21 protein-coding genes are annotated in these 21,204 nt (G+C 67.9%); 7 read left to right on the plus strand and 14 right to left on the minus strand.

Annotation, left to right across the window (positions count from 1 at the left end):
* Positions 1 to 61 precede the first annotated feature (61 nt).
* From OG205_RS20790 to OG205_RS20800, 3 genes are read left to right on the plus strand one after another with little or no spacing between them, the layout of a single operon-like run.
* Positions 62 to 1,501 (plus strand): aldehyde dehydrogenase family protein, encoded by a 1,440-nt coding sequence (locus OG205_RS20790; protein ID WP_330277895.1) that lies wholly within the window; start codon positions 62 to 64, stop codon positions 1,499 to 1,501.
* Complete coding sequence (locus OG205_RS20795; RefSeq protein WP_330277896.1) at positions 1,498 to 2,967, plus strand: GMC family oxidoreductase; 1,470 nt, start codon at positions 1,498 to 1,500, stop codon at positions 2,965 to 2,967. The genes OG205_RS20790 and OG205_RS20795 overlap by 4 nt, the downstream gene beginning before the upstream one ends.
* Positions 2,968 to 4,449: an APC family permease gene (locus OG205_RS20800; RefSeq protein WP_330277897.1), complete on the plus strand. Its 1,482-nt coding sequence runs from the start codon at positions 2,968 to 2,970 to the stop codon at positions 4,447 to 4,449. It begins immediately after the preceding gene.
* Here OG205_RS20800 and OG205_RS20805 read toward each other — a convergent pair.
* The 10 genes from OG205_RS20805 to OG205_RS20850 form a co-directional block, all read right to left on the minus strand.
* Positions 4,429 to 5,976 carry a helix-turn-helix domain-containing protein gene (locus tag OG205_RS20805; protein WP_330277898.1) on the minus strand — a complete coding sequence of 516 codons (1,548 nt, stop codon included), beginning with the start codon at positions 5,974 to 5,976 and terminating at the stop codon, positions 4,429 to 4,431. The genes OG205_RS20800 and OG205_RS20805 overlap by 21 nt on opposite strands.
* The gene (locus OG205_RS20810; RefSeq protein ID WP_330277899.1) at positions 5,973 to 7,265 is read right to left on the minus strand and encodes an MFS transporter; all 1,293 of its coding nucleotides are present in this window, start codon (positions 7,263 to 7,265) and stop codon (positions 5,973 to 5,975) included. The genes OG205_RS20805 and OG205_RS20810 overlap by 4 nt, the downstream gene beginning before the upstream one ends.
* Before the next feature lie 10 nt (positions 7,266 to 7,275).
* A complete protein-coding gene (locus OG205_RS20815; RefSeq protein WP_330277900.1) occupies positions 7,276 to 8,007 on the minus strand; it encodes an SDR family NAD(P)-dependent oxidoreductase in 732 nt (243 codons plus the stop codon).
* A 300-nt stretch (positions 8,008 to 8,307) separates the two neighbouring features.
* Positions 8,308 to 9,327: an LCP family protein gene (locus tag OG205_RS20820; RefSeq protein WP_330277901.1), complete on the minus strand. Its 1,020-nt coding sequence runs from the start codon at positions 9,325 to 9,327 to the stop codon at positions 8,308 to 8,310.
* A gap of 76 nt (positions 9,328 to 9,403) precedes the next feature.
* Positions 9,404 to 9,790 carry a DUF3037 domain-containing protein gene (locus tag OG205_RS20825; protein ID WP_330277902.1) on the minus strand — a complete coding sequence of 129 codons (387 nt, stop codon included), beginning with the start codon at positions 9,788 to 9,790 and terminating at the stop codon, positions 9,404 to 9,406.
* Entirely contained in the window at positions 9,774 to 10,541 is a 768-nt protein-coding gene (locus OG205_RS20830) for a HipA family kinase (RefSeq protein ID WP_330277903.1), read from the minus strand. The genes OG205_RS20825 and OG205_RS20830 overlap by 17 nt, the downstream gene beginning before the upstream one ends.
* A 10-nt stretch (positions 10,542 to 10,551) precedes the next feature.
* The gene (locus tag OG205_RS20835; RefSeq protein WP_330277904.1) at positions 10,552 to 10,863 is read right to left on the minus strand and encodes an SRPBCC domain-containing protein; all 312 of its coding nucleotides are present in this window, start codon (positions 10,861 to 10,863) and stop codon (positions 10,552 to 10,554) included.
* A 17-nt stretch (positions 10,864 to 10,880) separates the two neighbouring features.
* Positions 10,881 to 11,612 carry an SGNH/GDSL hydrolase family protein gene (locus OG205_RS20840; protein ID WP_330277905.1) on the minus strand — a complete coding sequence of 244 codons (732 nt, stop codon included), beginning with the start codon at positions 11,610 to 11,612 and terminating at the stop codon, positions 10,881 to 10,883.
* Between the two features lie 51 nt (positions 11,613 to 11,663).
* Entirely contained in the window at positions 11,664 to 12,719 is a 1,056-nt protein-coding gene (locus tag OG205_RS20845) for a lactonase family protein (protein ID WP_330277906.1), read from the minus strand.
* 150 nt (positions 12,720 to 12,869) lie between these two features.
* Positions 12,870 to 13,700: a PPK2 family polyphosphate kinase gene (locus tag OG205_RS20850; protein ID WP_330277907.1), complete on the minus strand. Its 831-nt coding sequence runs from the start codon at positions 13,698 to 13,700 to the stop codon at positions 12,870 to 12,872.
* Between the two features lie 140 nt (positions 13,701 to 13,840).
* On the opposite strand from OG205_RS20850, the gene rocD reads away from it, so the two are divergent.
* The 3 genes from rocD to OG205_RS20865 all read left to right on the plus strand — a co-directional run bounded on the left by rocD (position 13,841) and on the right by OG205_RS20865 (position 16,999).
* A complete protein-coding gene (gene rocD / locus OG205_RS20855; RefSeq protein ID WP_330277908.1) occupies positions 13,841 to 15,085 on the plus strand; it encodes an ornithine--oxo-acid transaminase in 1,245 nt (414 codons plus the stop codon).
* Positions 15,086 to 15,164: 79 nt separating this feature from the next.
* Entirely contained in the window at positions 15,165 to 16,550 is a 1,386-nt protein-coding gene (locus OG205_RS20860; protein WP_330277909.1) for a DUF2252 domain-containing protein, read from the plus strand.
* Positions 16,551 to 16,594: 44 nt separating this feature from the next.
* Positions 16,595 to 16,999: a GNAT family N-acetyltransferase gene (locus OG205_RS20865; protein ID WP_330277910.1), complete on the plus strand. Its 405-nt coding sequence runs from the start codon at positions 16,595 to 16,597 to the stop codon at positions 16,997 to 16,999.
* 116 nt (positions 17,000 to 17,115) lie between these two features.
* Here OG205_RS20865 and OG205_RS20870 read toward each other — a convergent pair whose 3' ends face one another.
* From OG205_RS20870 to zapE, 4 genes are all read right to left on the minus strand, one after another.
* A complete protein-coding gene (locus tag OG205_RS20870) occupies positions 17,116 to 17,421 on the minus strand; it encodes a hypothetical protein (protein ID WP_330277911.1) in 306 nt (101 codons plus the stop codon).
* Between the two features lie 100 nt (positions 17,422 to 17,521).
* Positions 17,522 to 19,117: an ABC-F family ATP-binding cassette domain-containing protein gene (locus tag OG205_RS20875; RefSeq protein ID WP_330277912.1), complete on the minus strand. Its 1,596-nt coding sequence runs from the start codon at positions 19,115 to 19,117 to the stop codon at positions 17,522 to 17,524.
* A 46-nt stretch (positions 19,118 to 19,163) separates the two neighbouring features.
* Positions 19,164 to 19,409 (minus strand): DUF3040 domain-containing protein, encoded by a 246-nt coding sequence (locus OG205_RS20880; protein WP_330277913.1) that lies wholly within the window; start codon positions 19,407 to 19,409, stop codon positions 19,164 to 19,166.
* A 73-nt stretch (positions 19,410 to 19,482) separates the two neighbouring features.
* Positions 19,483 to 20,475 carry a cell division protein ZapE gene (zapE, locus tag OG205_RS20885; RefSeq protein WP_330277914.1) on the minus strand — a complete coding sequence of 331 codons (993 nt, stop codon included), beginning with the start codon at positions 20,473 to 20,475 and terminating at the stop codon, positions 19,483 to 19,485.
* Between the two features lie 66 nt (positions 20,476 to 20,541).
* Between zapE and OG205_RS20890 the strand changes: the two genes are divergently transcribed.
* On the plus strand, positions 20,542 to 21,195 hold the full coding sequence (locus tag OG205_RS20890; RefSeq protein ID WP_330277915.1) for a dihydrofolate reductase family protein: 654 nt from the start codon (positions 20,542 to 20,544) through the stop codon (positions 21,193 to 21,195).
* The last annotated feature ends 9 nt before the right edge of the window (positions 21,196 to 21,204 follow it).

The raw sequence follows: 21,204 nt of genomic DNA on the forward strand, positions 1-21,204 counted from the left end.
CCACCGGCGACCGGCTAAACCCCGGTGTCCTTCGTGGACACACGAATCAGGGAGGCAGTCCGTGTCGCCGGTGCGGCAGATCATCAACCCCTTCGACCAGAGCGTCATCACCGAGGTCGAGGAGCAGACCCGCGACCAGGCGATCGCAGCGATCGCCAAGGCACGCCACGCCTTCGACGACGGCGACTGGCAGCACTCCAGCCCCGAACACCGCGCCGCCGTGCTGAACCGCGTCGCGGACCTCCTGGAACGCGACAAGGAGGACATAGCCCGCACCGAGACGCTCGACACCGGCAAGACGCTGGTCGAGAGCCGCATCGACGTGGACGACGTCGCCGCCGTGTTCCGCTACTACGGCAACCTCGCCGGGCTGCTGCACCCGAAGATCGTCCAGGGTGCCCCGGCGGACGTCATCAGCCGCGTCGACTACGAACCCGTGGGCGTGTGCGGCCTGATCGCTCCGTGGAACTACCCGCTGCTGCAGGTCTCCTGGAAGATCGCGCCCGCCCTGCTGGCCGGCAACACCCTGGTGGCCAAACCCAGCGAGATCACTCCACTCACGACGATCAAGTTGTTCGAGCTGCTGGCCGAGGCCGGACTGCCGGACGGGGTCGCGAACCTCGTGCTCGGCACCGGTCCCGAGGTCGGCGCCCCGCTGTCCGAGCACCCCGACGTCGACCTGGTCTCGTTCACCGGCAGCCTCGCGACCGGCCAGCGGATCATGGCGTCGGCCGCGAAGACCGTGAAGAAGGTCGCCCTCGAACTCGGCGGCAAGAACCCGAACATCGTCTTCGCGGACGCCGACATCGACGTCGCCGTCGACTACGCGCTCACGGCGGCGTTCTTCCACGCGGGCCAGGTCTGCTCGTCCGGCACGAGGCTCATCGTGCACAGCAGCGTCTACGACGACTTCGTGAACGAGGTCGCGCGCCGGGCGGATCTCATCAAGCTGGGCAACGGTTTCGACGAGGACACCGAGTCCGGGCCCCTCGTCTCCGCCGAGCACCGCGCCAAGGTCGAGAGCTACGTCGAGGTCGCCAGGCAGGAGGGCGCGACTCTCAAGGCCGGCGGCAAGCGTCCCGACGAACCCGAGCTGCAGAACGGTTTCTTCTTCCGTCCCACCGTCTACGCGGACTGCACCAGGGACATGAAGCTCGTCCAGGACGAGACGTTCGGCCCGATCATCACGGCCGAGCGCTTCGAGACCGAGGAAGACGCGATCAGGCTCGGCAACGACACCGAGTACGGCCTCGCGGGCGGTGTCTGGAGCCAGGACCTCGACAAGGCGCAGCGCGTCGCGAAGAAGCTCCGGCACGGCACGGTCTGGATCAACGAGTTCGGCCCGTACCTGCCGCAGGCCGAGTGGGGCGGCTTCAAGCGTTCCGGCGTCGGCCGTGAGCTCGGCACCGCGGGCCTGCACGAGTACACCGAGCCCAAGCACGTGTACCAGAACCTCAAGCCTGAAGCCCAGAACTGGTTCGCGCGAAGGGACTCCAAGTGACCGCATATGACTACGTGATCGTCGGTGGCGGAACGGCGGGCTGCGTGCTCGCCGCGCGGCTGACCGAAGATCCCTCGATCACGGTCGCGGTCATCGAGGGCGGTCCCTCTGACGTCGGCGACGAGAAGATCCTGAACCTGCGCAACTGGATCAACCTGCTGGAGACCGAGTACGACTACGACTACCCGACGGTCGAGCAGCCGCGCGGCAACTCGCACATCCGACACAGCCGCGCGAAGGTGCTCGGCGGGTGTTCCAGCCACAACACGCTGATCTGCTTCAAGCCGCTGCCGCAGGACCTCGACGACTGGGGTCACGGCTGGACGTGGGACGCGGTCGGCCCGTACTACGACAAGGTCCAGCTCAACATCATCCCGGTGGTGGAGAAGGACCGGAACCCGATCGCCAAGGACTTCGTGGCCGCCGCGCGGAAGGCCGTCGACGTCCCGGAGGTCGACAACTTCAACGCCGCGCCCTTCGAGGACGGCGTCGGCTTCTTCTCCATCGCCTACCACCCGGAGAAGAACAACCAGCGTTCGTCGGCGTCGACCGCCTACGTGCACCCCATCCTGGACCGCAAGAACCTGACCCTGCTGCTCAACACCTGGGCCGGCCGGATCGAGTTCGACGGCAACCGGGCGATCGGCGTGCACACCGACAAGGGCTACATCGAGGCGGACAAAGAGGTTCTGCTCTGCGCGGGCGCCATCGACACGCCCCGGCTGATGATGCTCTCGGGCATCGGCGACGCCGAGCACCTGAGCAGCATCGGCATCGAGCCCAAGCACGACCTGCCCGGCGTCGGCGAGAACCTGCTCGACCACCCGGAGTCGGTCATCGTCTGGGAGACCACGAAGCCGTTGCCGGAGAACTCGGTGATGGACTCCGACGCCGGTCTGTTCATCCGGCGCGACGAGTCCGACCCGCGGCCGGACCTGATGTTCCACTTCTACCAGATCCCGTTCACCACCAACACGGAACGCCTCGGCTACCCGGCGGTGGAGCACGGGGTCTGCATGACGCCGAACATCCCCAGGCCGCACAGCAAGGGCAAGCTGTGGCTGAAGTCCAGTGACCCCAAGGAGAAGCCGGCGCTCGACTTCGGCTACTTCGTGAACCCGGACGGCTACGACGAGCAGACCCTCGTGGACGGCTTCCGGATCGCACGGCAGATCGCCGAACAGGAGCCGCTCAAGTCGTGGCTCAAGCGGGAGATCGCACCCGGCCCGGACGTCACGAGCGACGAGGCGCTGTCGGAGTACGGCCGCCGCGCGGCCCACACCGTCTACCACCCGGCGGGCACCTGCGCCATCGGGTCCGTTGTGGACGGTGATCTGAAAGTCATCGGACTCGAAGGCCTCCGGGTCGTCGACGCGTCCGTGTTCCCCACCATGCCCACCGTGAACCCCATGGTCACGGTGCTCATGATTGGAGAACGCGCCGCGGACCTGATCAAGGAGGCGTGAGTGACCCAAATTGATTCAGCACTGTCAGCGGAAGACAGGCTCAAAAATCTCGGGTACACCTCGGAGTTCAAGCGGGACATGAGTCCCTGGGCGAACTTCTCGCTGGGCTTCACCTACCTTTCCCCCGTGGTCAGCACGTACACGTTGTTCGGCGTCGCCCTCGCCCTGGGCGGCCCGCCGATGATCTGGAGCTTCGTCGTCGCGGGCATCGGCCAGTTCCTGGTCGCGCTCATCTTCGGCGAGCTCGTGGCGCAGTACCCGGTGGCGGGCGGCGTGTACCCCTGGGCACGCCGCCTGTGGGGCAAGCGCTGGGCGTGGATGACCGGCTGGGTCTACATGATCGCCCTGCTGGTCACCATCGCGTCCGTCAGCTACGGCGCGGGCCCTTATCTGGCAACACTTCTCGGCTACACCGCCAACGTCGGCAACACCGTGCTGTGCGCGATCGCGATCATCGTGGTCTCCACGCTCATCAACTACGCGGGCACGAAGGTGCTGTCGTGGGCCGCCATCTTCGGGTTCGCGGCGGAGATCGTCGGCGCGCTCGTGGTCGGCATCTGGCTGCTGGTCGACAACCGCGTCCACGGCCTGGGCGTGCTGTTCGACAGCTTCGGCGCGGGCGGTTCGGGCAGCTACCTGCCGGCGTTCTTCGCGGCGGGCATCATCGGTCTCTACCAGTACTACGGCTTCGAGGCGTGCGGTGACACCGCGGAAGAGGTCAAGGACCCCGGCCGCGTCATCCCGAAGGCCATGCGCCGCACCATCTACATCGGCGGCGCGGCGGCCACGTTCGCGTGCCTGTCGCTGCTGCTGGCGGTGCCGGACTTCGGCAAGGTCATCAGCGGCGAGGACGCGGACCCGGTCACGAACATCCTGACCAACGCGTTCGGCCCGGTCGGCTACAAGATCGTGATCGGCGTCGTGCTGATCTCGTTCCTGTCCTGCACGATGTCGCTGCAGGCGGCCGCGTCCCGCCTGACCTACTCCTACGCCCGCGACAAGATGATCTTCGGGCACAGGGCACTTGCGAAGTTCAACCCGAAGCGCCACATCCCGCCCTACGCCCTCGCGCTCGCCGGCGTCATCCCGGCGGTCATCGTGATCGCGTCGATGCTGTCCACGAACGCGCTGGACAAGATCGTGTCGTTCGCGACGCTCGGCATCTACCTGGGCTTCCAGATGGTCGTGTTCGCGGCGCTGCGGGCGAGGCTCAAGGGCTGGACGCCGTCCGGCGAGTTCACGCTCGGCCGGTGGGGCCTGATCATCAACGTCCTGGCGCTCGCGTACGGCGTCGCGGCGATGGTGAACATGGTCTGGCCGCGCACCCCGGACGGCCCCTGGTACGACAACTACGTCGTGATCCTGAGCGGCACGCTCGTGGTCGGCATCGGCCTGGTCTACATGCTGATCGCCAAGCCGTTCGGCCACTCCGACGCGGCGGCGGGCGACGCGGTGCCCGCCCTAACCGGTCAGGCGAAGTAGCCGCAGGGCGAGCTGCACCTCCAGCACGCGGTCCGGCGACTGCCAGTCGCCGAGCAGCGACGTGACCCGGTCGAGCCGTTGGGTGACCGTGTTGACGTGGAGGTGCAGCTCCGCCTTGGCACGACTCAGGTTCGCGCCGCAGCGGAAGTAGACCTCCAGCGTGTGCACCAGTTCCGTACCGCGCTCGGAGTCGTAGTCCAGCACCGGGCCGAGCACCGATCGCACGTACCCGGAGACGTCCGCGCGATCGCCCAGCAGCACGCCGACGAACCCGAGGTCGTCCATCGTCGCGGCGTCCTTCTCCCGGCCCAGCTGCCGCAACGCCTTCAGGCACCGCCGCGCCTCCTCGTAGGCCGCCGCGATGGCCACCGGCCCTGCGACCGGCCCGCACGCACCCACCGTCGCGTCCAGCGCCTTCGCCACTTCGCGAGCGACGTCCGTGGACCGCGACGGCAACGCCAGCACGACGTCCCGGTCACGCGACCCGGCGAGTCCTCTGTGGACCGAGGCGTAATGCGTTGCCCCGGAAAGGTTTCCATCCGCGACCAGCACGACGTGCGGATCGCTCAGCTCGACGCCCACCCGGCGAGCACGCGCCAACAACCCCGCGGCGTCCCTGCCGTCCAGAATGTCGGTGATCAGCTCGCCGCGGACCTTGTTCTCCGCCTCGGCCACGGTTCGGCGCAGCAGCAACAACAACGCCGTCACCACGGCCGAGCGCTCGAACAGCCGGCGATCGACGTTCGGCAGGTCCGGGCACCCGGTCAGCGCGATGCCGCCCAGAAGTTCCGATCCGGCCAGCACCGCGCACACCCAGACGTCGTCGAGCAGCACGGCCCGTCCGTTGGCCCGCACCGCCGGCGTCGGCACGGTGTCCAGCACCTCGACCTGCCCGCCGAGCAACTCCCCCACCGCCGCGGCGACGTCGGCCGAGGAACCGCCGCGCAGCACCAGGTCCGTGAGCCGGTCGTGGGCCTCCTCGGCCCGTTTCATGGCCTCGTTGTGCGACTGGATCGTCGCGAACAACGACGCCGTGTCGATCGCGATGGCCGCGTGGTCGGCCAGCGACTGCAGCAACGCGACTTCCTCGGCCGGGAACTCGCGCGAGGTCCGGTCGGCCGCGTACAGCACGCCGATGACCTTCGAGTCGAGCTTCAGCGGCACGCCCAGAATCGCCGTGAGGCCCTCGTCGTGCACAGCCGAGTCGATCGGGTTCGTGTGGTTGAAGCGGGCGTCCGCGAAGTAGTCGGCGGTCGCGTAGGGCCGTGCGGTCTGCGCGACCAGCCCGCCCAGGCCCTCGCCGAGGCCGAGCCGGACCTTCTGGAACAAAGGGGAGAACGACCCGTCCGTCACCCTCATGTAGGTGCCGGCCGGGTCGTTCATCGACAGGTAGGAGACGTCCGTCCCGAGCAGCGTCCGGGCTCTGCGCACGATCGAGCGGAGAACCGCGTCCGGGTCGCGCATGCCCGCGAGCTCGGACGCGGTCTCGAACAACGCCGCCAGTTCGGCCTCACGCCGTCGTGTCACACCCCAACCCTGTCACGATCCTCCAGATCCGCACCACGGGTCTCCTTCGCCAGCAGGATCGCCACCACCGTGATCACGCACGTGATCACCACGTAGATCGAGATGGGGAGCGAGGCCCCGTAGGCCTTCAGCAACGCCGTCGCGATCAACGGGGCCAGCGCGCCCGCCACGATCGACGCCAGCTGGTAGCCGACCGACGCGCCCGAGTACCGCACCCGCGTCCCGAACAGCTCCGAGAAGAACGCCGCCTGCGGCCCGTACATCGCGCCGTGCAGCACCAATCCGATCGTGGTGGCCAACGTGATCAGCACGGGGTCCTTCGTGTCGAGCAACGCGAAGAACGCGAAGATCCAGACGCCCATGCCGACCGCGCCGATCAGGTAGATCGACCGCCGCCCGAACCTGTCGGACAGATGGCCCCACACCGGGATCGTCACCAGGTGCACGGCCGAGGCGATCAGCACCGCGTTGAGCCCCACCGACTTCGACAACCCGAGTCCCGTCACCACGTAGACCAGGATGAACGCCGTGATCACGTAGTACGACACGTTCTCGGCGAACCGCGCGCCCATCGCGATCAGCACCTCGCGCCAGTTGTGCTTGAGCAGCACGAGGACCGGCGCCTTCTCCTGCACGGGCTCCTTCGCGCGCTTCTCCTGCGCCGCCAGGAAGATCGGCGACTCGGACACCGTCAGCCTGATCCACAGCCCGATCACCACGAGCACGCCGGAGAGCAGGAACGGGATCCGCCAGCCCCACGCGAGGAAGTCCTCGTCCGACTGCACCGCGGCGAGAATCGCCAGCACACCCGTCGCCAGCAGGTTCCCGCACGGCACACCGGCCTGCGGCCACGACGCCCAGAACCCGCGCCGTTTCGCGTCACCGTGCTCGGAGACGATGAGCACGGCCCCGCCCCACTCACCACCGAGCGCGAAGCCCTGCACCAGTCGCAGCAGCGTGAGCAGGATCGGCGCCAGGATTCCCACCGACGCGTAGGTCGGCAGCACACCCATGAGCATCGTCGCGCCACCCATCAGCAGCAACGACAGCACCAGCAACTTCTTGCGCCCCAGCCGGTCGCCGAAGTGGCCGAAGACGACGCCGCCCAACGGCCGCGCCAGGAAGCCGATCGCGTACGTCGTGAACGCGAGCAGCGTGCCGTTCAACGGGTCCGCGGTCGGGAAGAAGAGCTTGTTGAACACCAGGGCGGCTGCCGAGCCGTAGAGGAAGAAGTCGTACCACTCGACAGTTGTTCCGATGAGCGAAGCGCCTACCACTTTTTTGATCATCGACAACTCCTCATTGAGCTGACCAGCCGCCATCGACGGCCAACGACGTACCGGTGACAAAACTGTTGTCGCACAACCACAGCACTGCCGAGGCCACCTCGGAAGGCTCCATCATCCGTTTGACTGCGCTGCGCTGGAGGAAGATCTTCTCCGGAACTTCCGACTCGGGAATCCCGTGCGCCTTCGCCTGGTCCGCGATCTGCTTCTCCACCAACGGAGTCCGCACGTAGCCGGGGGCCACGCAGTTGGACGTCACGCCGTGTGGGGCGCCTTCGAGCGCGGCGACCTTGGAGAACCCCTCCAGGCCGTGTTTCGCCGCGGTGTAGGCGGATTTGAAGGCGGAGGCGCGGATGCCGTGCACGCTGGTGATGTGGACCAACCGGCCCCAGCCGCGCGCGTACATGTGCGGCAGCACGTGCTTGGTGAGCCGGAAGGCCGCCCCCACCATCAGTTCGAGCATCGCCGAGAAGCGCTCGGCGGGGAACTCGTGGATGGGCGCGACGTGCTGCACGCCGGCGTTGTTGACGAGAACGTCGATCTGGGCGGGCAGGGCGTCGACCGGGTCCATCAGGTCGAGCACGTGACCGGCGCCGCCGAGTTCCTCGGCGAGGGCGAGGACCTTCGGATCTCGATCTACCAGATGGACTTCGGCGCCGGCGGCGGCCAGTGCGCGAGCGCAGGCCAGGCCGATGCCGCTCGCGGCACCGGTGACCAGCGCGCTGTGACCCGTGACACTCGACATGCCTGGAAACGGTAGGCGTCACGCGGCGTGATCAACATGTGGCGGGCCCACACAACGCCTGGTCACAGGGTGGCTTTAGCCAACATTTAGCGTCTCACTGGCATATCTGGCCGAATGACTGGGTACAGAGGCGTAAGCTCCCGTCACCTGAACGGGGGAAGATCCGCAAGAGGGGGCTACACCATGTCCACAACGCCTATTTACGACGACCTCCTGCGCGAGCTCGACGAGATCGCACAGGAGGCCGGTTCGACCAGCTCGGAGCCCACTCCCGAGCCGGTCAAGTCGTAGGGGGAAGCACTACTTCGGAGGGGCGATCAGCTCGGCGGGCACCGGCTGGTCCTTGCTGATCAGGTCGAACAGCTGTGACGCCTTCTCCTTGTTCCACTGCACGACCGAGCCCGCACCGGGCACCGTCGGCGTGCCTCCGACCGGCACCGTTCCGCTCGTCGCATCGCTCATGTTGAGCGCGACGCTGGCCAGGTGCCACACGTGGTCGTCGTCGTTGACCGACACCGATCCGGACGCCGCGTTCATCAGGGGGATGACGCGGAACGGGTTCGCGAGCGTCGCCGGGCTCTTCACCTTCTCGAAGAGCGCCGACAGGAACTTGCGCTGGTTCTGCACGCGCTGCAGGTCGGCGGTCGCGAAGGCACGGGTCCGCACGAACCCGAGCGCCTGCGGTCCGTCGAGCTCCTGGCACCCCGCGGGCAGGTCGATGCCGGCCAGCGGGTCCTTGATCGGCTCGTCGATGCAGATGTCCACGCCACCGACCGCGTCGACCATGTCGGAGAACCCGCCGAAGCCGATCTCCATGTAGTGGTCGATGCGCACGCCGGTCGCACCCTCGACGGTCTGCACGAGCATCTGCGGCCCGCCGAACGCGTACGCCGCGTTGACCTTGTTGCGGCCGTTCTCCGGGATCGCGACGTAGGAGTCGCGCGGAATCGACACCAGCACCGGCTTGGCGGCGCTGTTGTCCGGCAGGTGCAGCATCATGATGGTGTCGGTCCGCCGTCCGGCGGCGTCACCGGTGGCCAGCGCGTCCTTCTGCTCCTGCGTCAGGCCCTCCCGCGCGTCCGATCCGACGAGCAGCCAGGTGGTGCCCGGCGTCTCGGCGGGACGGCCCTCGTAGTCCGGCAGCGCGCTGATCCGGGTCAGCGTCGAGTCGACGTAGAACCCGAACCCGATCGTGCCCAGCACCAGGACGAGCAGCAGCACCAGAATGACGCGTCCCGGACGCCTCTTCTTCTTCATCGGCCGCTGCGGCGGCATGGGACGCCGCGGCTGCTGGTAGCCGTGGTGATACCCAGCGCTCATTTGTCGCCAACCCCGATCGCATCAGTTTCGCTTTGCAACTAGAGACGCCGTTCGTCCCTTTAGGTTGCGACGAAACCTACCGGGGCGGCAGCACCAACGCCTCGAAAAGCCGGGTGACCTCCGCCGACGGGTCGTCGGTCCAGCCCGTGTGGGCCGGTGACGTCTGCACGATCGTGCTGCGAGGAGCGGTGAGCCAGCGGAAGCGCTGCCCGACCGTCGTGCTGCTGACCGGACCGGCCTCGGGAGTGCCGTCGCACGAGTTGGCGAGGTGCTTCAGCGACGATTCGAGCGTCTCGACGTCGAGGTGCGGGTCCAGCACCCGCAGCCTCTCACCGTCCACATAGGTCTTCGCGCACAGGAAGCCCAGCGACGCGCAGTAGACGATGACGCCGACGTTCATGAACTCGCCCCGCTCCTGCCGCGGCACCGCCCGCAGCAGCGCGTACTCAAACACGTGCGGCACGCGCGGCCTCCAGCGAGTCGACCCAGCCGCGGTTGTTCAGGCGGTAGGTGAAGAAGTCCTTGTAGCGCTGACGGAGTTCGGCCGGATCGCCCTCCAGCCACTCGTCGGGAACGAGTGCGAGCACCTCGTCGAGCAGTTCCTGCGTCACCTTCGCGGCCAGTTCGGCGTCCACTTCGGACAGCGCCCCCGCGTTCGGCAGCATCGCGTGGTCCGACGAGTCGTACCGGTAGTCCTTGGTGGCCGGGCGGTCCTCACTCCACGAGTAGTGGAAGTAGAGCGCGGCGCCGTGGTCGATGAGCCACGGTTCGCGGTGCCACAGCAGCATGTTCGGGTTGCGCCAGCTGCGGTCCACGTTGAGCACCAGCGCGTCGAACCACAGCAGCCTCGTCGCGAGCCCGGTTCCGGGGTCGCGCACGATCGGGTTGAAGTCGAACGACCCGGGCAGGTAGTCGAGGCCGAGGTTGAGGCCGCCACTGGCCCGCAGCAACTCCTGGACCTCCTGGTCCGGTTCCGCGCGCGCGAGTTCCGGGTCGAGGTGCACCAGGACGATCTCGGGTATCCGGAAGCCCAGCCGCCGGGCGAGCTCGCCGACGACGATCTCGGCGACCAGGACCTTCACTCCCTGTCCCGCGCCGCGGAACTTCACCACGTACATACCCAGGTCGTCGGCCTCGACCAGCCCCGGCATCGACCCGCCCTCGCGGAACGGCGTCACATAGCGGGTGGCCGTGACCTCCCTCAGAAGACTCACCCGCGCATGATCACACGAACGCCTGCCGGAAGCCGACCAGATTAGCTCCCCGGCCGCCTTCCCCGGAGACGCCTTCGCGCACGCGGTCCGGCTTGGCGAAGTGCCGTTCGAAGGCGCTGTGCACCAGCTCAACGCGGGTGCCGGAGCCCTCGGGGGTGAAGGTGATCTCCACCGTGGAGGCCCGCGCCGGGTCCGGGTCGTAATCCCGGTCACCGTCGAGGTGCCAGGCGAGCAGCGCCCGCGGTCCGGACACGAGCAGCGTGAAGATCTCGCGGAGGGTCGGATCACCGAGCGCCGCGAACGCCGTTGGGCAAGTCTCCACGAACGGTAAGCCCGAACTTACCTGCTGCGGGAAGTCAGCGCCTTGAAGTAGGCGACCTGACCGGCCCTGTTCGGGTGGTAGGAGTCGGCGGTCGGATTGATCAGCGCGTTGATCCACGGCTCGCGCGAGCAGACGCCGTGGTCCGCAAACGCTTCCCTCACGTCCACGTACCGCGCTCCCGCCCGTGCGGCGGCCTCGGCGATCACCCCGGACAGCTCGTCGGCGGCGGCGTTGAGATCCTCACGCTTCATCGTGGAGAGCGTGCGACACCCGTCGACCTGCGTGAACAGCCGCGGATAGCCGAGCACGACCAGTTCGGCGTTCGGTGCGGCGGTCTTGATCGCGGAGTAGGTGGCGTCGAGCCGCGCGGGCAGTTCGTCGCGGGCGAACTGCCGGGCCTTCTCCACCCGCTTGCCGCACGCGTTGTCGCTGCCGAGCGTGCAGGTCGTCAGCACGTCGACGAACCCGAGGTCGTTGCCGCCGATGGTGATCGTCGCCAGCGTCGTGGCCGGGGTCAGTGCCCGGAACTGCGACTTCAGCGACTTCGTGGTCGCGCCGCTGCACGCCACGAACTTGAACGACGAGAACTCCTTGCCCTGCAACGCCGGGTAGGCGTTCGAGCTGCGACGGCACGAGCCGTCCACATAGGAACCGGCGCCCGCACCGGACGCGTAGGAGTCGCCGAGTGCGATGTACTCCGGTGCGAACGGCGCGGGCGCCAGCAGAGCGACAGCGAGGACTCCAGCCATAAGACCCATGAGAGCCGGAGTACCACTGTGGACGATCGACTAGGAAGGGTATTAACCCAGTCGTGTGGGCAGCACGCAGACCGGGATCGCGGTCTGCAGCGCCGTGCCGGACGAGGTGATCTTGCCGGTTGCCTTGTCCACCGTGAACGACGTGACGTTGTTCGAGTTCTGGTTGGCCGCGAACAGCAGAGACCCGGTCGGGTCGAACGTGATGTGCCGCGGGTACTTGCCGCCGACCGCGGTCGTGCCGAGCATCGTCAGCCCGGAACCGCCGACCGCGAAGTGCGCGATGCTGTCATGCCCGCGGTTCGACAGGTAGACGTTCCTGCCGTCCGCGGAGACCAGCACCTCGGCCGGGTAGTTCGTCGGGCTTCCGGACGGCACGGTCTTGAGCACCTGGCCCGGCGTGAGCACCCCGTTCGCATAGGTGCAGGTCACGATCGTCGAGTCCAGTTCGTTCGCCACGTAGGCCGTCTTGCCGTCCGGGTGGAACGCGATGTGGCGCGGTCCGGCTCCCGGTGTGAGCTTCGCCTGCGAGACCTGGGTCAGCTTCCCGCCGGTGAACGAGTAGACGAACACCGAGTCCGCGCCGAGGTCGACCGCCGCCGCGTACTTGCCGGCGGGGTCGAACACGATGTGGTGCGCGTGCGGGCCTTCCTGACGTTCCTTGTTCGGCCCTGACCCCTTGTGCTGGACCTTCTGCGTGCGCGCGCCGAGGCTGCCGTCCGCGTTGACCGGGAAGACGCTCAAAGACCCCGACGAGTAGTCCGCCGTGATCAGGAACTTCCCGGACGGGTCGAGCGTCAGGTGGCACGGGTCGGCGCCACCGGTCGCCTGCTTGTTGATCACCTTGAGCGTGGCCGCGTTGATCGCGGTGACCTCGCCCTTGGTGTTCTCGTTGACGGCGTAGAGGAACCTGCCGTCCCGCGACTCGATCACGAACGACGGGTTGACCACGCCTGTGATCACGCCTGTCGTCTTCAGCTGCCCGGTCACGGTGTCGTAGGTGCCGATGCCGATGCCCTTGGCGCCACCGCTCCACGTCGTGTAGGCGCCGAAGAACACTCTCCGCGTGGCGGCAGCCGCCTCAGCGGTTCCTCCGGTCATCAGCAGTCCAGCTCCTACGCCCATGGCTCCGAGAAAACGTCGCCGATCAACACCCACGTCCGCACCTCCGGAATGAACTTTGCGGCGGCGGCGCAGCCCACACTGGCCCAGACCACTACGGCCAGGCAATAGGTGCAATCAAGATTGCGTCTAGCGCAACGGGTCGGCGGAGATCAGCCGGGCCTTCTCGGCCTCGATGTCGTAGGCGGGCGGCGGGAACTTCGGGTCCATCTCGCGCATGGTCTCCAGCAGCAACCGGCTGATCGCCCAGTTCCGGTACCACTTCCGGTCCGACGGGACGGCGTACCAGGGCGTGGCCGAGCAGTTCTTCAACGCCTGCGTGTAGGCGTCCTGGTACCGGGACCACTTCGACCGCGAGTCGATGTCGGCCGGGTTGTACTTCCAGTGCTTCTTCGGGTCGTCCAGGCGCGCGAGCAGCCGTTCCTTCTGCACCTCCGGCGAGATGTTCAGGAAGCACTTGACGACCGTGACGCCGCCGTCCGCGAGTTCCCGCTCGAACGCGTTGATCTCCTTGTAACGCCCGCGAATCTCCGCGGCCGTCAGCAGGCGTTCTACTTTGGGCACCAGGACGTCCTCGTAGTGGGAGCGGTCGAACGCCCCGATGCGGCCCTTCTCGGGCAGGACCTTCCTGACGCGCGTCAGGAAGTGCTGGCGCCGTTCGGCGGGAGTCGGTTTCTTGAACGACGCGATGCGCACGCCCTGCGGGTTCACCAGGCCCACGACGTGGCGGACCACGCCACCCTTGCCCGCGGTGTCCATTCCCTGCAGGACGAGCAGCACCGCGCGAGAATTCTCCGCGTACAGCGCTTCCTGCAGGTCGTCCAGCTCGGCCCCGGTGGCGACCAGGTCGTCGGCCGCCTCCTTCTTGTTCTTGGGACCGACCGGGCGGCCCGCCGGGTCGAGGGTGGAGAGATCCACCTCATCGAGCCGCAGGGCTTCACGAACCGACTTCTTGGACATCACCAGACCGTAGCGATTCACCGCCGATTCCGCCTGCTGTGCAAAGTTCCGCCACTGATTGATGAATCTACGCAACGAACTGAGGCAGTGCGCAACGCTTCACGGTCGATATCGCTTGTCCGGGACCCTAGCCTTGGAGGATGACCGCCATCGCTGACCACCACACCGCGGAGACCACCACTTTGGCTAGCGCTGACTACGTCGCACTCGACGAGGAGTGGAGCACGCACAACTACCACCCGCTTCCGGTGGTCATCTCGCACGGCGAGGGTTCGTGGGTCACCGACGTCGAGGGCCGCCGTTACCTGGACTTCCTGTCCGGCTACTCGTCGCTGAACTTCGGGCACCGCCACCCCGCCCTGGTGGCCGCCGCCGTCGAGCAGCTCGGCCGCGTCACGCTGACCAGCCGCGCGTTCCACCACGACCAGTTCGGCCTGTTCTGCCGCGAGCTCGCGGCACTGACCGGCACCGAGATGGTGCTCGCGATGAACTCCGGCGCGGAGGCCGTCGAGTCCGCGATCAAGGTCGCGCGCAAGTGGGCGTACCAGGTCAAGGGCGTGCCGGAGGGCACGGCCGAGATCATCGTCGCCGGGTCCAACTTCCACGGCCGCACCACGACGATCGTGTCGTTCTCGACCGACGAGACCGCGCGCAACGACTTCGGACCGTTCACGCCCGGATTCAAGGTCGTGAAGTACGGCAACCTCGACGAGATCGAGTCCGCGATCTCCCCGCGCACGGCCGCCGTGCTGCTGGAGCCGATCCAGGGCGAGGCCGGCGTCGTCGTGCCGCCCGCCGGGTACCTGGCCGGGATCCGCCGCCTGTGCGACGAGAACAACGTCCTGATGATCGCCGACGAGATCCAGTCGGGCCTCGGCCGGACCGGCGAGCTGTTCGCGCTGGACCACGAGGGCGTGCGCGCCGACCTCTACACGCTCGGCAAGGCGCTGGGCGGCGGCATCCTGCCGGTGTCCGCCGTGGTCGGTTCACGGGCCGTGCTGGGCGTGCTGAAGCCCGGCGAGCACGGGTCGACGTTCGGCGGCAACCCGCTCGCCTGCGCCGTGGGCCGCGCGGTCGTGGGGCTGCTCGCGACCGGCGAGTTCCAGCAGCGCTCGCGGGAGATGGGCGCGTACCTGCACGCCGAGCTGAACAAGCTGGTCGGTCACGGGGTGGCCGAGGTGCGCGGGCGCGGCCTGTGGGCCGGTGTCGAGATCGCGCCCGGCGGTCCGGTCGGCAGGGCCGCGTCCGAGGCGCTCTCCCTGCGCGGGGTGCTGTGCAAGGAGACGCACGCGTCGACGTTGCGCGTCGCTCCGCCGTTGGTGATCACGCGGGACGAGATCGACCTGGGCGTTCAGGCGATCGCCGAGGTTGTTCGTCCCGTTTAGGGTGATTTTCATTCGTAGCTAGGTCACAAAAGCGGCGGACGGGCCACGCTGCCCGTCCGCCGCAGGCATGATGACTCTTATGGGTGAACGGGTTCGCGCCAGGGCTGCTGCGGCATTGGGCCGTTGGGTCGAGCCGGACGAGGTCTACGCGGAGGGACGCGCGTTGCGGTCCTCTGTGGACTTCAAGGCGCACCGCGCGATGTCGCTCGCCTCCGCACGCCCGTCCGTGCTGGAGTTCCTGCGCGCCAGCAACAAGGGCCGATTGGAGAACCTGATCCCGTTGCGGGTCGGACGGATGCTGGAGAACCCGTTCGCGTTCTTCCGCGGTTCGGCCGGGTTGCAGGCGGGCGATCTCGCCGCCGGGTGCGCGACAGGACTTCACGCTCAGTTGTGCGGTGATGCACACGCAGCGAACTTCGGCCTCTACGGCACGCCCGAGGGCCAGATCGTCATGGACATCAACGACTTCGACGAGACGCTCCCAGGACCGTGGGAATGGGACCTCAAGCGGCTCGTGGCGTCCCTGGTGCTGGCGGGCCGGGTCGGCGGCGTGTCGGACAAGGGCTGCCGTGACGCCGCGGAGGACGCGGTGCGCGCGTACCGGGGCTCGATCAAACACCTCGCGGAGCTCCCGTTCCTGGACTCGTGGAGCGCGCTGGGCGACGAGTCCTCGCTGTCGAAGGTCAAGGCGGACGACCTGATCAACGACTTCTCCAAGGCCGCCGAGAAGTCGCGCAAGAACACCAGCGCCCGGTTCGCCGCGAAGTGGACCGCGCACGACGGCGAGAAGTGGCGGTTCATCACGAACCCGCCGACGTTCACCGAGGCCACTCCCCCGACCGCAGAGGCCGTGATCGCCGCGCTGCCGTCCTACGTGGACAGTCTGCGCGAGTCCCGCCGGAACCTGATCATGCGTTACGGCGTCTCGGACGTGGCGTTCCGCGTCGTCGGCACCGGCAGCGTCGGCCTGCGCAACTACCTGATCCTCTTGCACGGCAACGGGTCCGAGGCTCTGGTGTTGCAGGCCAAGGAAGCCAGGCCGTCCGCCCTGCAGCCGTTCCTCGACGTCGATCCCGCCAAGCACGAGGGCAAGCGGATCGTGCACGGCGCGCGACTCGTGCAGGCGGAGACGGACATCCTGCTGGGCTGGACGACGATCGAGGGCCGGCACTTCATCGTGCGGCAGTTCCGCAACCGCAAGGGCGAGATCGACGCGACCACGCTGAAGCGCGACGACCTGGACGACTACGGCCGTCTCGCCGGCGCCCTGCTGGCCCGCGCGCACACGCGTTCACTCGACCCGCGACTGCTCGCCGGGTACTTCCAGAACGGCGGCGGCGACGACCTCGACGAAGCGTTCGCGAAGTACGCGTTCGACTACGCCGACCAGACCGAGGCGGACCACGCCGAGCTGGCCAAGCTGGTCAAGAGCGGGAAGCTGCCCGCCGTCGTCGAAGACCGGTGACGCGCCTTCGGGCCCTCACTCGAGAGTTGACCTAGCCTGGCGGTATGAAGATCCGTCGCGCCGCCTCCCCCGACGACGTGTTCGCCGCCGCGCACCTGTTCGACGCGCCACCGCGGCCGGACGCGACCGCTCGGTTCCTGGCGCAGGATCACAGCCATCTGCTGATCGCCTACGTCGGCGACCAGCCCGCCGGGTTCGTGTCCGGGGTGGAGACGACGCACCCGGACAAGGGCACCGAGATGTTCCTCTACGAGCTGGGCGTGGACGACTCGTTCCTGCGCCGCGGCATCGGCACGGCGCTCGTCGAGGCGTTGAAAGCCCTTGCGCTGGAACGGGGTTGCTACGCGATGTGGACCGGCACCGCCGCGGGTGACACGGCGGCGCAAGCCACGTACAAGAAGGCGGGCGGGTCGATCGACGACGGCGCCTTCGTCAGCTGGGAGCTTTGAGCTGCCCGATCAACGCGTGCCAGGCGGCGGTCGAGAACGCGAGCGTGAGTGCTCTTACGCCAGGTCCGTTCGTGAGCCATGAGGATCCCCTCGAAGGCCGCTGACGTCTGCAGTCGCTAGTTGCTGTCGCAGCGCCAGTTCTGCTCCCAGGTGTTGTCGTACCTGCCCAGCCCCCAAGCGGTCACCCCACGAGCCTTGAAGAACCCGTATGCCGCCTGGCACCGCCGGTTGGCCTCAGATCGCGTCTCGCGCTGCGCGGCTTCGTCCGAAGGCCGATTGTTGCCGTGGTAGGAGGTCGCGATCCAGTACGTGTGCCAGCTGTTGGCCTGCGCCGGCACCGTCCCCAGAACGACCCCGGCGCCCAGAGCGAGGGCGAGCGCACCGCCCGTCATTCGCACAGCCCTGCCGGATTTCTTGCGCACAACAACCTCCATCAAGCACGTCACGAATGTGTGTGATCACCTTCGTGCGCGCGCTCTGCTTTCGGCAATGCCGGTGCAAGAATTTCCTGGTTTTGCGGAGTTATGTCCAGACCGGTTCGTCCACTTCGGACACCTTGCCGTCGGCCCGGAAGTGCAGGAACCGGTCGAACGACTTGGCGAACCACCGGTCGTGCGTGACCGCCACGACCGTGCCCTCGAAGTGTTCCAACGCGTTCTGCAACGCCTCCGCCGACGCGAGGTCGAGGTTGTCCGTCGGCTCGTCGAGCAGCAGCAACGTCGCCCCGGACAGCTCCAGCAGCAGGATCTGGAACCGCGCCTGCTGCCCGCCCGACAGGTTCTCGAACCGCTGGTCGCCCGCCTGATGCAGGCCGTAGCGCTGCAGCACCGACATCGCGGCGCCCCGGTCCTTGCCGCGGCGCTCGCCCTCGCCGTGCCAGAGGATGTCCACGAGCGTGCGGCCCAGCCACTCCGGGTGCTCGTGCGTCTGCGCGAACAGGCCCGCCACTACCCGTGCGCCGAGCTTCCACTTGCCGGTCGTGCGGACGTCGTCCCCGCCGAGCAGCCGCAGGAAGTGGCTCTTGCCGGAACCGTTCGAGCCCAGCACCGCCACCCGGTCGCCGAAGAAGATCTCCTGCGAGAACGGCCTCATCAACCCGGTCAGCTCCAGCTGCTCGCACGTGATCGCGCGAACGCCCGTCCGGCCGCCCTTCAGGCGAGGCGTGACCTTCTCGTCCTGAGGGATCTCCGGCGGCGGGCCCGCCTGCTCGTACCGTTCGAGGCGCGCGGCCATGACCCGGTACTTCTGAGCCATCACCTCGGAGGACTTGGCCAGCTGCTGGAGCGTGCGGACGAGGTCCTTGAGCCGCTCGTGCTCCTCGTTCCAGCGCCGATGATCTTCCAGCAGCCTGTCGATGCGTTTCGCTCGGGCGCCGTGCCAAGTCCCGAACGAGCCCGCGTGCGTCCACGTGGAATGCGCCTCGACCGTGACGACGTGCGTCGCGGCGGTGGACAGCAGCTCACGGTCGTGGCTGACGACGAGAACGGCCTTGTCGGTGGCCTTCAGCCGATCTTCGAGCCAGCGCTTGCCGGGAACGTCGAGGTAGTTGTCGGGCTCGTCGAGCAGCAGCACCTGCTCGTGGCCGCGCAACAACGTCTCGAGGACCAGCCGCTTCTGCTCACCACCGGACAGCGTGCGCACCTCACGGAACCGGGCCCGGTCGTATGGCAGGCCGAGCGCGGCGACGGTGACCGTGTCCCAGAGGACCTCGATGTCGTACCCGCCGGCCTCGCCGTAGTTGGTGAGGGCGTTCGCGTACCGCATCTGAGCGGCTTCGTCATCGGTGTCCATCAACGCGAGTTCGGCGTCGTCGAGCTCCTTGGCGGCCTTCCGCAACGCCACGGGCGCCACGGACAGCAACAGGTCCCGCACCAGGCTGTCGTCGCGGACCGAGCCGATGAACTGCGGCATCACCGCGAGCCCGCCCTGCACGTGCACGCTGCCCTGCTTCGGGATGAGCTCACCCGACAGGATCCGTTGCAGCGTCGTCTTGCCGGCACCGTTGGCGCCGACGAGCGCGACCACGGTCCCGCCGCTCACCTTGAACGAGACGTCGCGGAACAGCTCCCTGCCATCAGGCAAGGCGTACGCGAGCCCGTTCGCTTCCAGATAACCCACGCGGAGATGGTCCGGGTTGTGCTGTTCCGGCGCCAGCGAGTTTCCGCTACCGGAGGCGGAGCGGGTACTTGCGAAGCACCAGCACACCGGCTGTGACCAGCAGGCACTGGAAGGCGGGGCCGAACGCGCTGATCACCGTCAGCAGCACCGTGAGGCCACCGAAGAGGACCAGGAGAGAGTAGAACAGCCAGGGCCGGACCTGGCGGTTCATGGTGCGGGCGAGTCTGGGCTCGTCCGCGAGCAACCGCTGCTCGATCTCTTCGAGCGAGCGGCGTTCGGCTTCACTCAGCATGGGTGCCTCCGGAAGACGTCGGGACGTCATCATTCCCGCTCGTCACCCAGTGGATACTCGAACGCCGCCGGAGTCAAACCCGAGACAACGCGACCAATCGGCTGACAGCTCGCAGGTACTTCTTGCGGTAGCCGCCGCGCAGCATCTCCTCGGTGAACAGCTCCGACAACGGCCGCCCCGACACCGCCACCGGGATGTCGCGGTCGTAGAGCCGGTCGCCGAACGCCACGAGCCTCAGCCCGACGCTCTGGTCGGGCGCCGGCTTGACGTCCTTGAGGTGCACGGCGGTGACGCCGTCGAGCAGCCTGCCGTACTTCGACGGGTGGATGCGGGCGAGCGCTTTGCACAGGTCGTCGAAGTCGTCGATGGTCGAGCCTTCGGTGTTAGAGGCTCTAACAATCAGTTCGGTGTCTGACAAGGGTGAAGGGGCGTCGGGCAGGCCGCGGTGGCGGTAGTCGGGGCCGTCGACGCGGACGACGTCGAACTTCGAGGACATCGACTGGATCTCGCGCAGGAAGTCGGCGGCGGCGAACCGGCCCTCGCCGAGCTTGTCCGGCAGGGTGTTCGAGGTGGCGGCGACGTGCACGCCGGCGGCGATCAGTTCCTTGATCAGGCGCGTGACGAGCATGGTGTCGCCGGGGTCGTCGAGCTCGAACTCGTCGATGGCGAGCAGCTTGTGGCCGCTCAGCCGCCGGACCGCCTCGGGGAAGGTCAGGACGCCGACCATGTTGGTCAGCTCGACGAACGTGCCGTACGCCTTCGGGCCCGGCACGGCGTGCCAGAGCGAGGCGAGCAGGTGGGTCTTGCCGACGCCGAAGCCGCCGTCGAGGTAGAGGCCGAGCTTGCCCGCCTCTTCGTCGCGCGAGCCGAACAGCGACCACTTCTTGCGGCGGACGCTGACCCGCGCGGCGAACACGCGGCCGGCCTCGACCGCAGCGGCCTGCGAGGGCTCGTCCGGGTTGGGGATGTAGGTGTCGAAGCTGACCGAGTCGAACATCGGCGGCGGCACCAGGTTCTCGATCAGTTCGTCGGGACTGATCCGGGGATCCCGGTCGGACAAGCGCATGCCCGCAGCTTATCGGCGTGATGGGATGGCCAGGTGGAGATGTTGTGGCCCTCACCGGGCGTTGAGATGACCGACACAGCCCTCGAGTCCCTGTACGCCTACCCCGCCGATCGGACGTGGGTCACCGCGAACTTCGTGTCCAGCGTGGACGGTGCGGTGTCGGTCGACGGGCGTTCGGCGGGGCTGGGGTCGCCCGCGGACCGGAAGATCTACCTGCTCGGGCGCGAGCTCGCCGACGTCGTGATGGTGGGTGCGGCGACCGTGCTGATCGAGGGGTACCGGGGTGCGACGCGCGCCAGGCCGTTGCCGATCGCCGTGGTGACGACGCGCGGCTCTTTGACGCCGGACCTGCCGCTGTTCACCGACACCGCCGTGCCGCCGATCGTGATCACGTGTGAGGCCGCGCGGATGCCGGAACTGCCTGCCGAGGTGATCGTCGCCGGGGACACCGAGGTCGATCTGAAGGTGGCGGTCGCCGAGCTCGCGGCGCGCGGGTTGCACCGGATCAACCTCGAAGGCGGGCCGCGGCTGTTCGGGTCGATGGTGGCCGAAGGGCTGGTGGACGCGCTGAACCTGACCGTGGCGCCGGTGCTCGCGGTGGGCGACTCGTCGCGGATCGCACACGGCTCGGTCATCCCGCCCGTGGATCTCGCGCTGGCATCGGTGCTGCGCGCGGACGACGTCCTGTTGCTGCGGTATCAGCGGCGGAATTCCAGCTGACGAGGCAGG

The sequence above is a fragment of the Lentzea sp. NBC_00516 genome (assembly GCF_036346835.1).
Lineage (GTDB): Bacteria > Actinomycetota > Actinomycetes > Mycobacteriales > Pseudonocardiaceae > Lentzea > Lentzea sokolovensis.

Coding starts and splice junctions, on each gene's coding strand:
- OG205_RS20810 (WP_330277899.1), bottom strand. CDS start 7,265: ATGATCAAAAAAGTGGTAGGCGCTTCGCTCATCGGAACAACTGTCGAG.
- OG205_RS20815 (WP_330277900.1), bottom strand. CDS start 8,007: ATGTCGAGTGTCACGGGTCACAGCGCGCTGGTCACCGGTGCCGCGAGC.
- OG205_RS20820 (WP_330277901.1), bottom strand. CDS start 9,327: ATGAGCGCTGGGTATCACCACGGCTACCAGCAGCCGCGGCGTCCCATG.
- OG205_RS20840 (WP_330277905.1), bottom strand. CDS start 11,612: ATGGCTGGAGTCCTCGCTGTCGCTCTGCTGGCGCCCGCGCCGTTCGCA.
- OG205_RS20845 (WP_330277906.1), bottom strand. CDS start 12,719: ATGACCGGAGGAACCGCTGAGGCGGCTGCCGCCACGCGGAGAGTGTTC.
- OG205_RS20850 (WP_330277907.1), bottom strand. CDS start 13,700: ATGTCCAAGAAGTCGGTTCGTGAAGCCCTGCGGCTCGATGAGGTGGAT.
- rocD (WP_330277908.1), top strand. CDS start 13,841: ATGACCGCCATCGCTGACCACCACACCGCGGAGACCACCACTTTGGCT.
- OG205_RS20860 (WP_330277909.1), top strand. CDS start 15,165: ATGGGTGAACGGGTTCGCGCCAGGGCTGCTGCGGCATTGGGCCGTTGG.
- OG205_RS20865 (WP_330277910.1), top strand. CDS start 16,595: ATGAAGATCCGTCGCGCCGCCTCCCCCGACGACGTGTTCGCCGCCGCG.
- OG205_RS20880 (WP_330277913.1), bottom strand. CDS start 19,409: ATGCTGAGTGAAGCCGAACGCCGCTCGCTCGAAGAGATCGAGCAGCGG.
- zapE (WP_330277914.1), bottom strand. CDS start 20,475: ATGCGCTTGTCCGACCGGGATCCCCGGATCAGTCCCGACGAACTGATC.
- OG205_RS20890 (WP_330277915.1), top strand. CDS start 20,542: ATGACCGACACAGCCCTCGAGTCCCTGTACGCCTACCCCGCCGATCGG.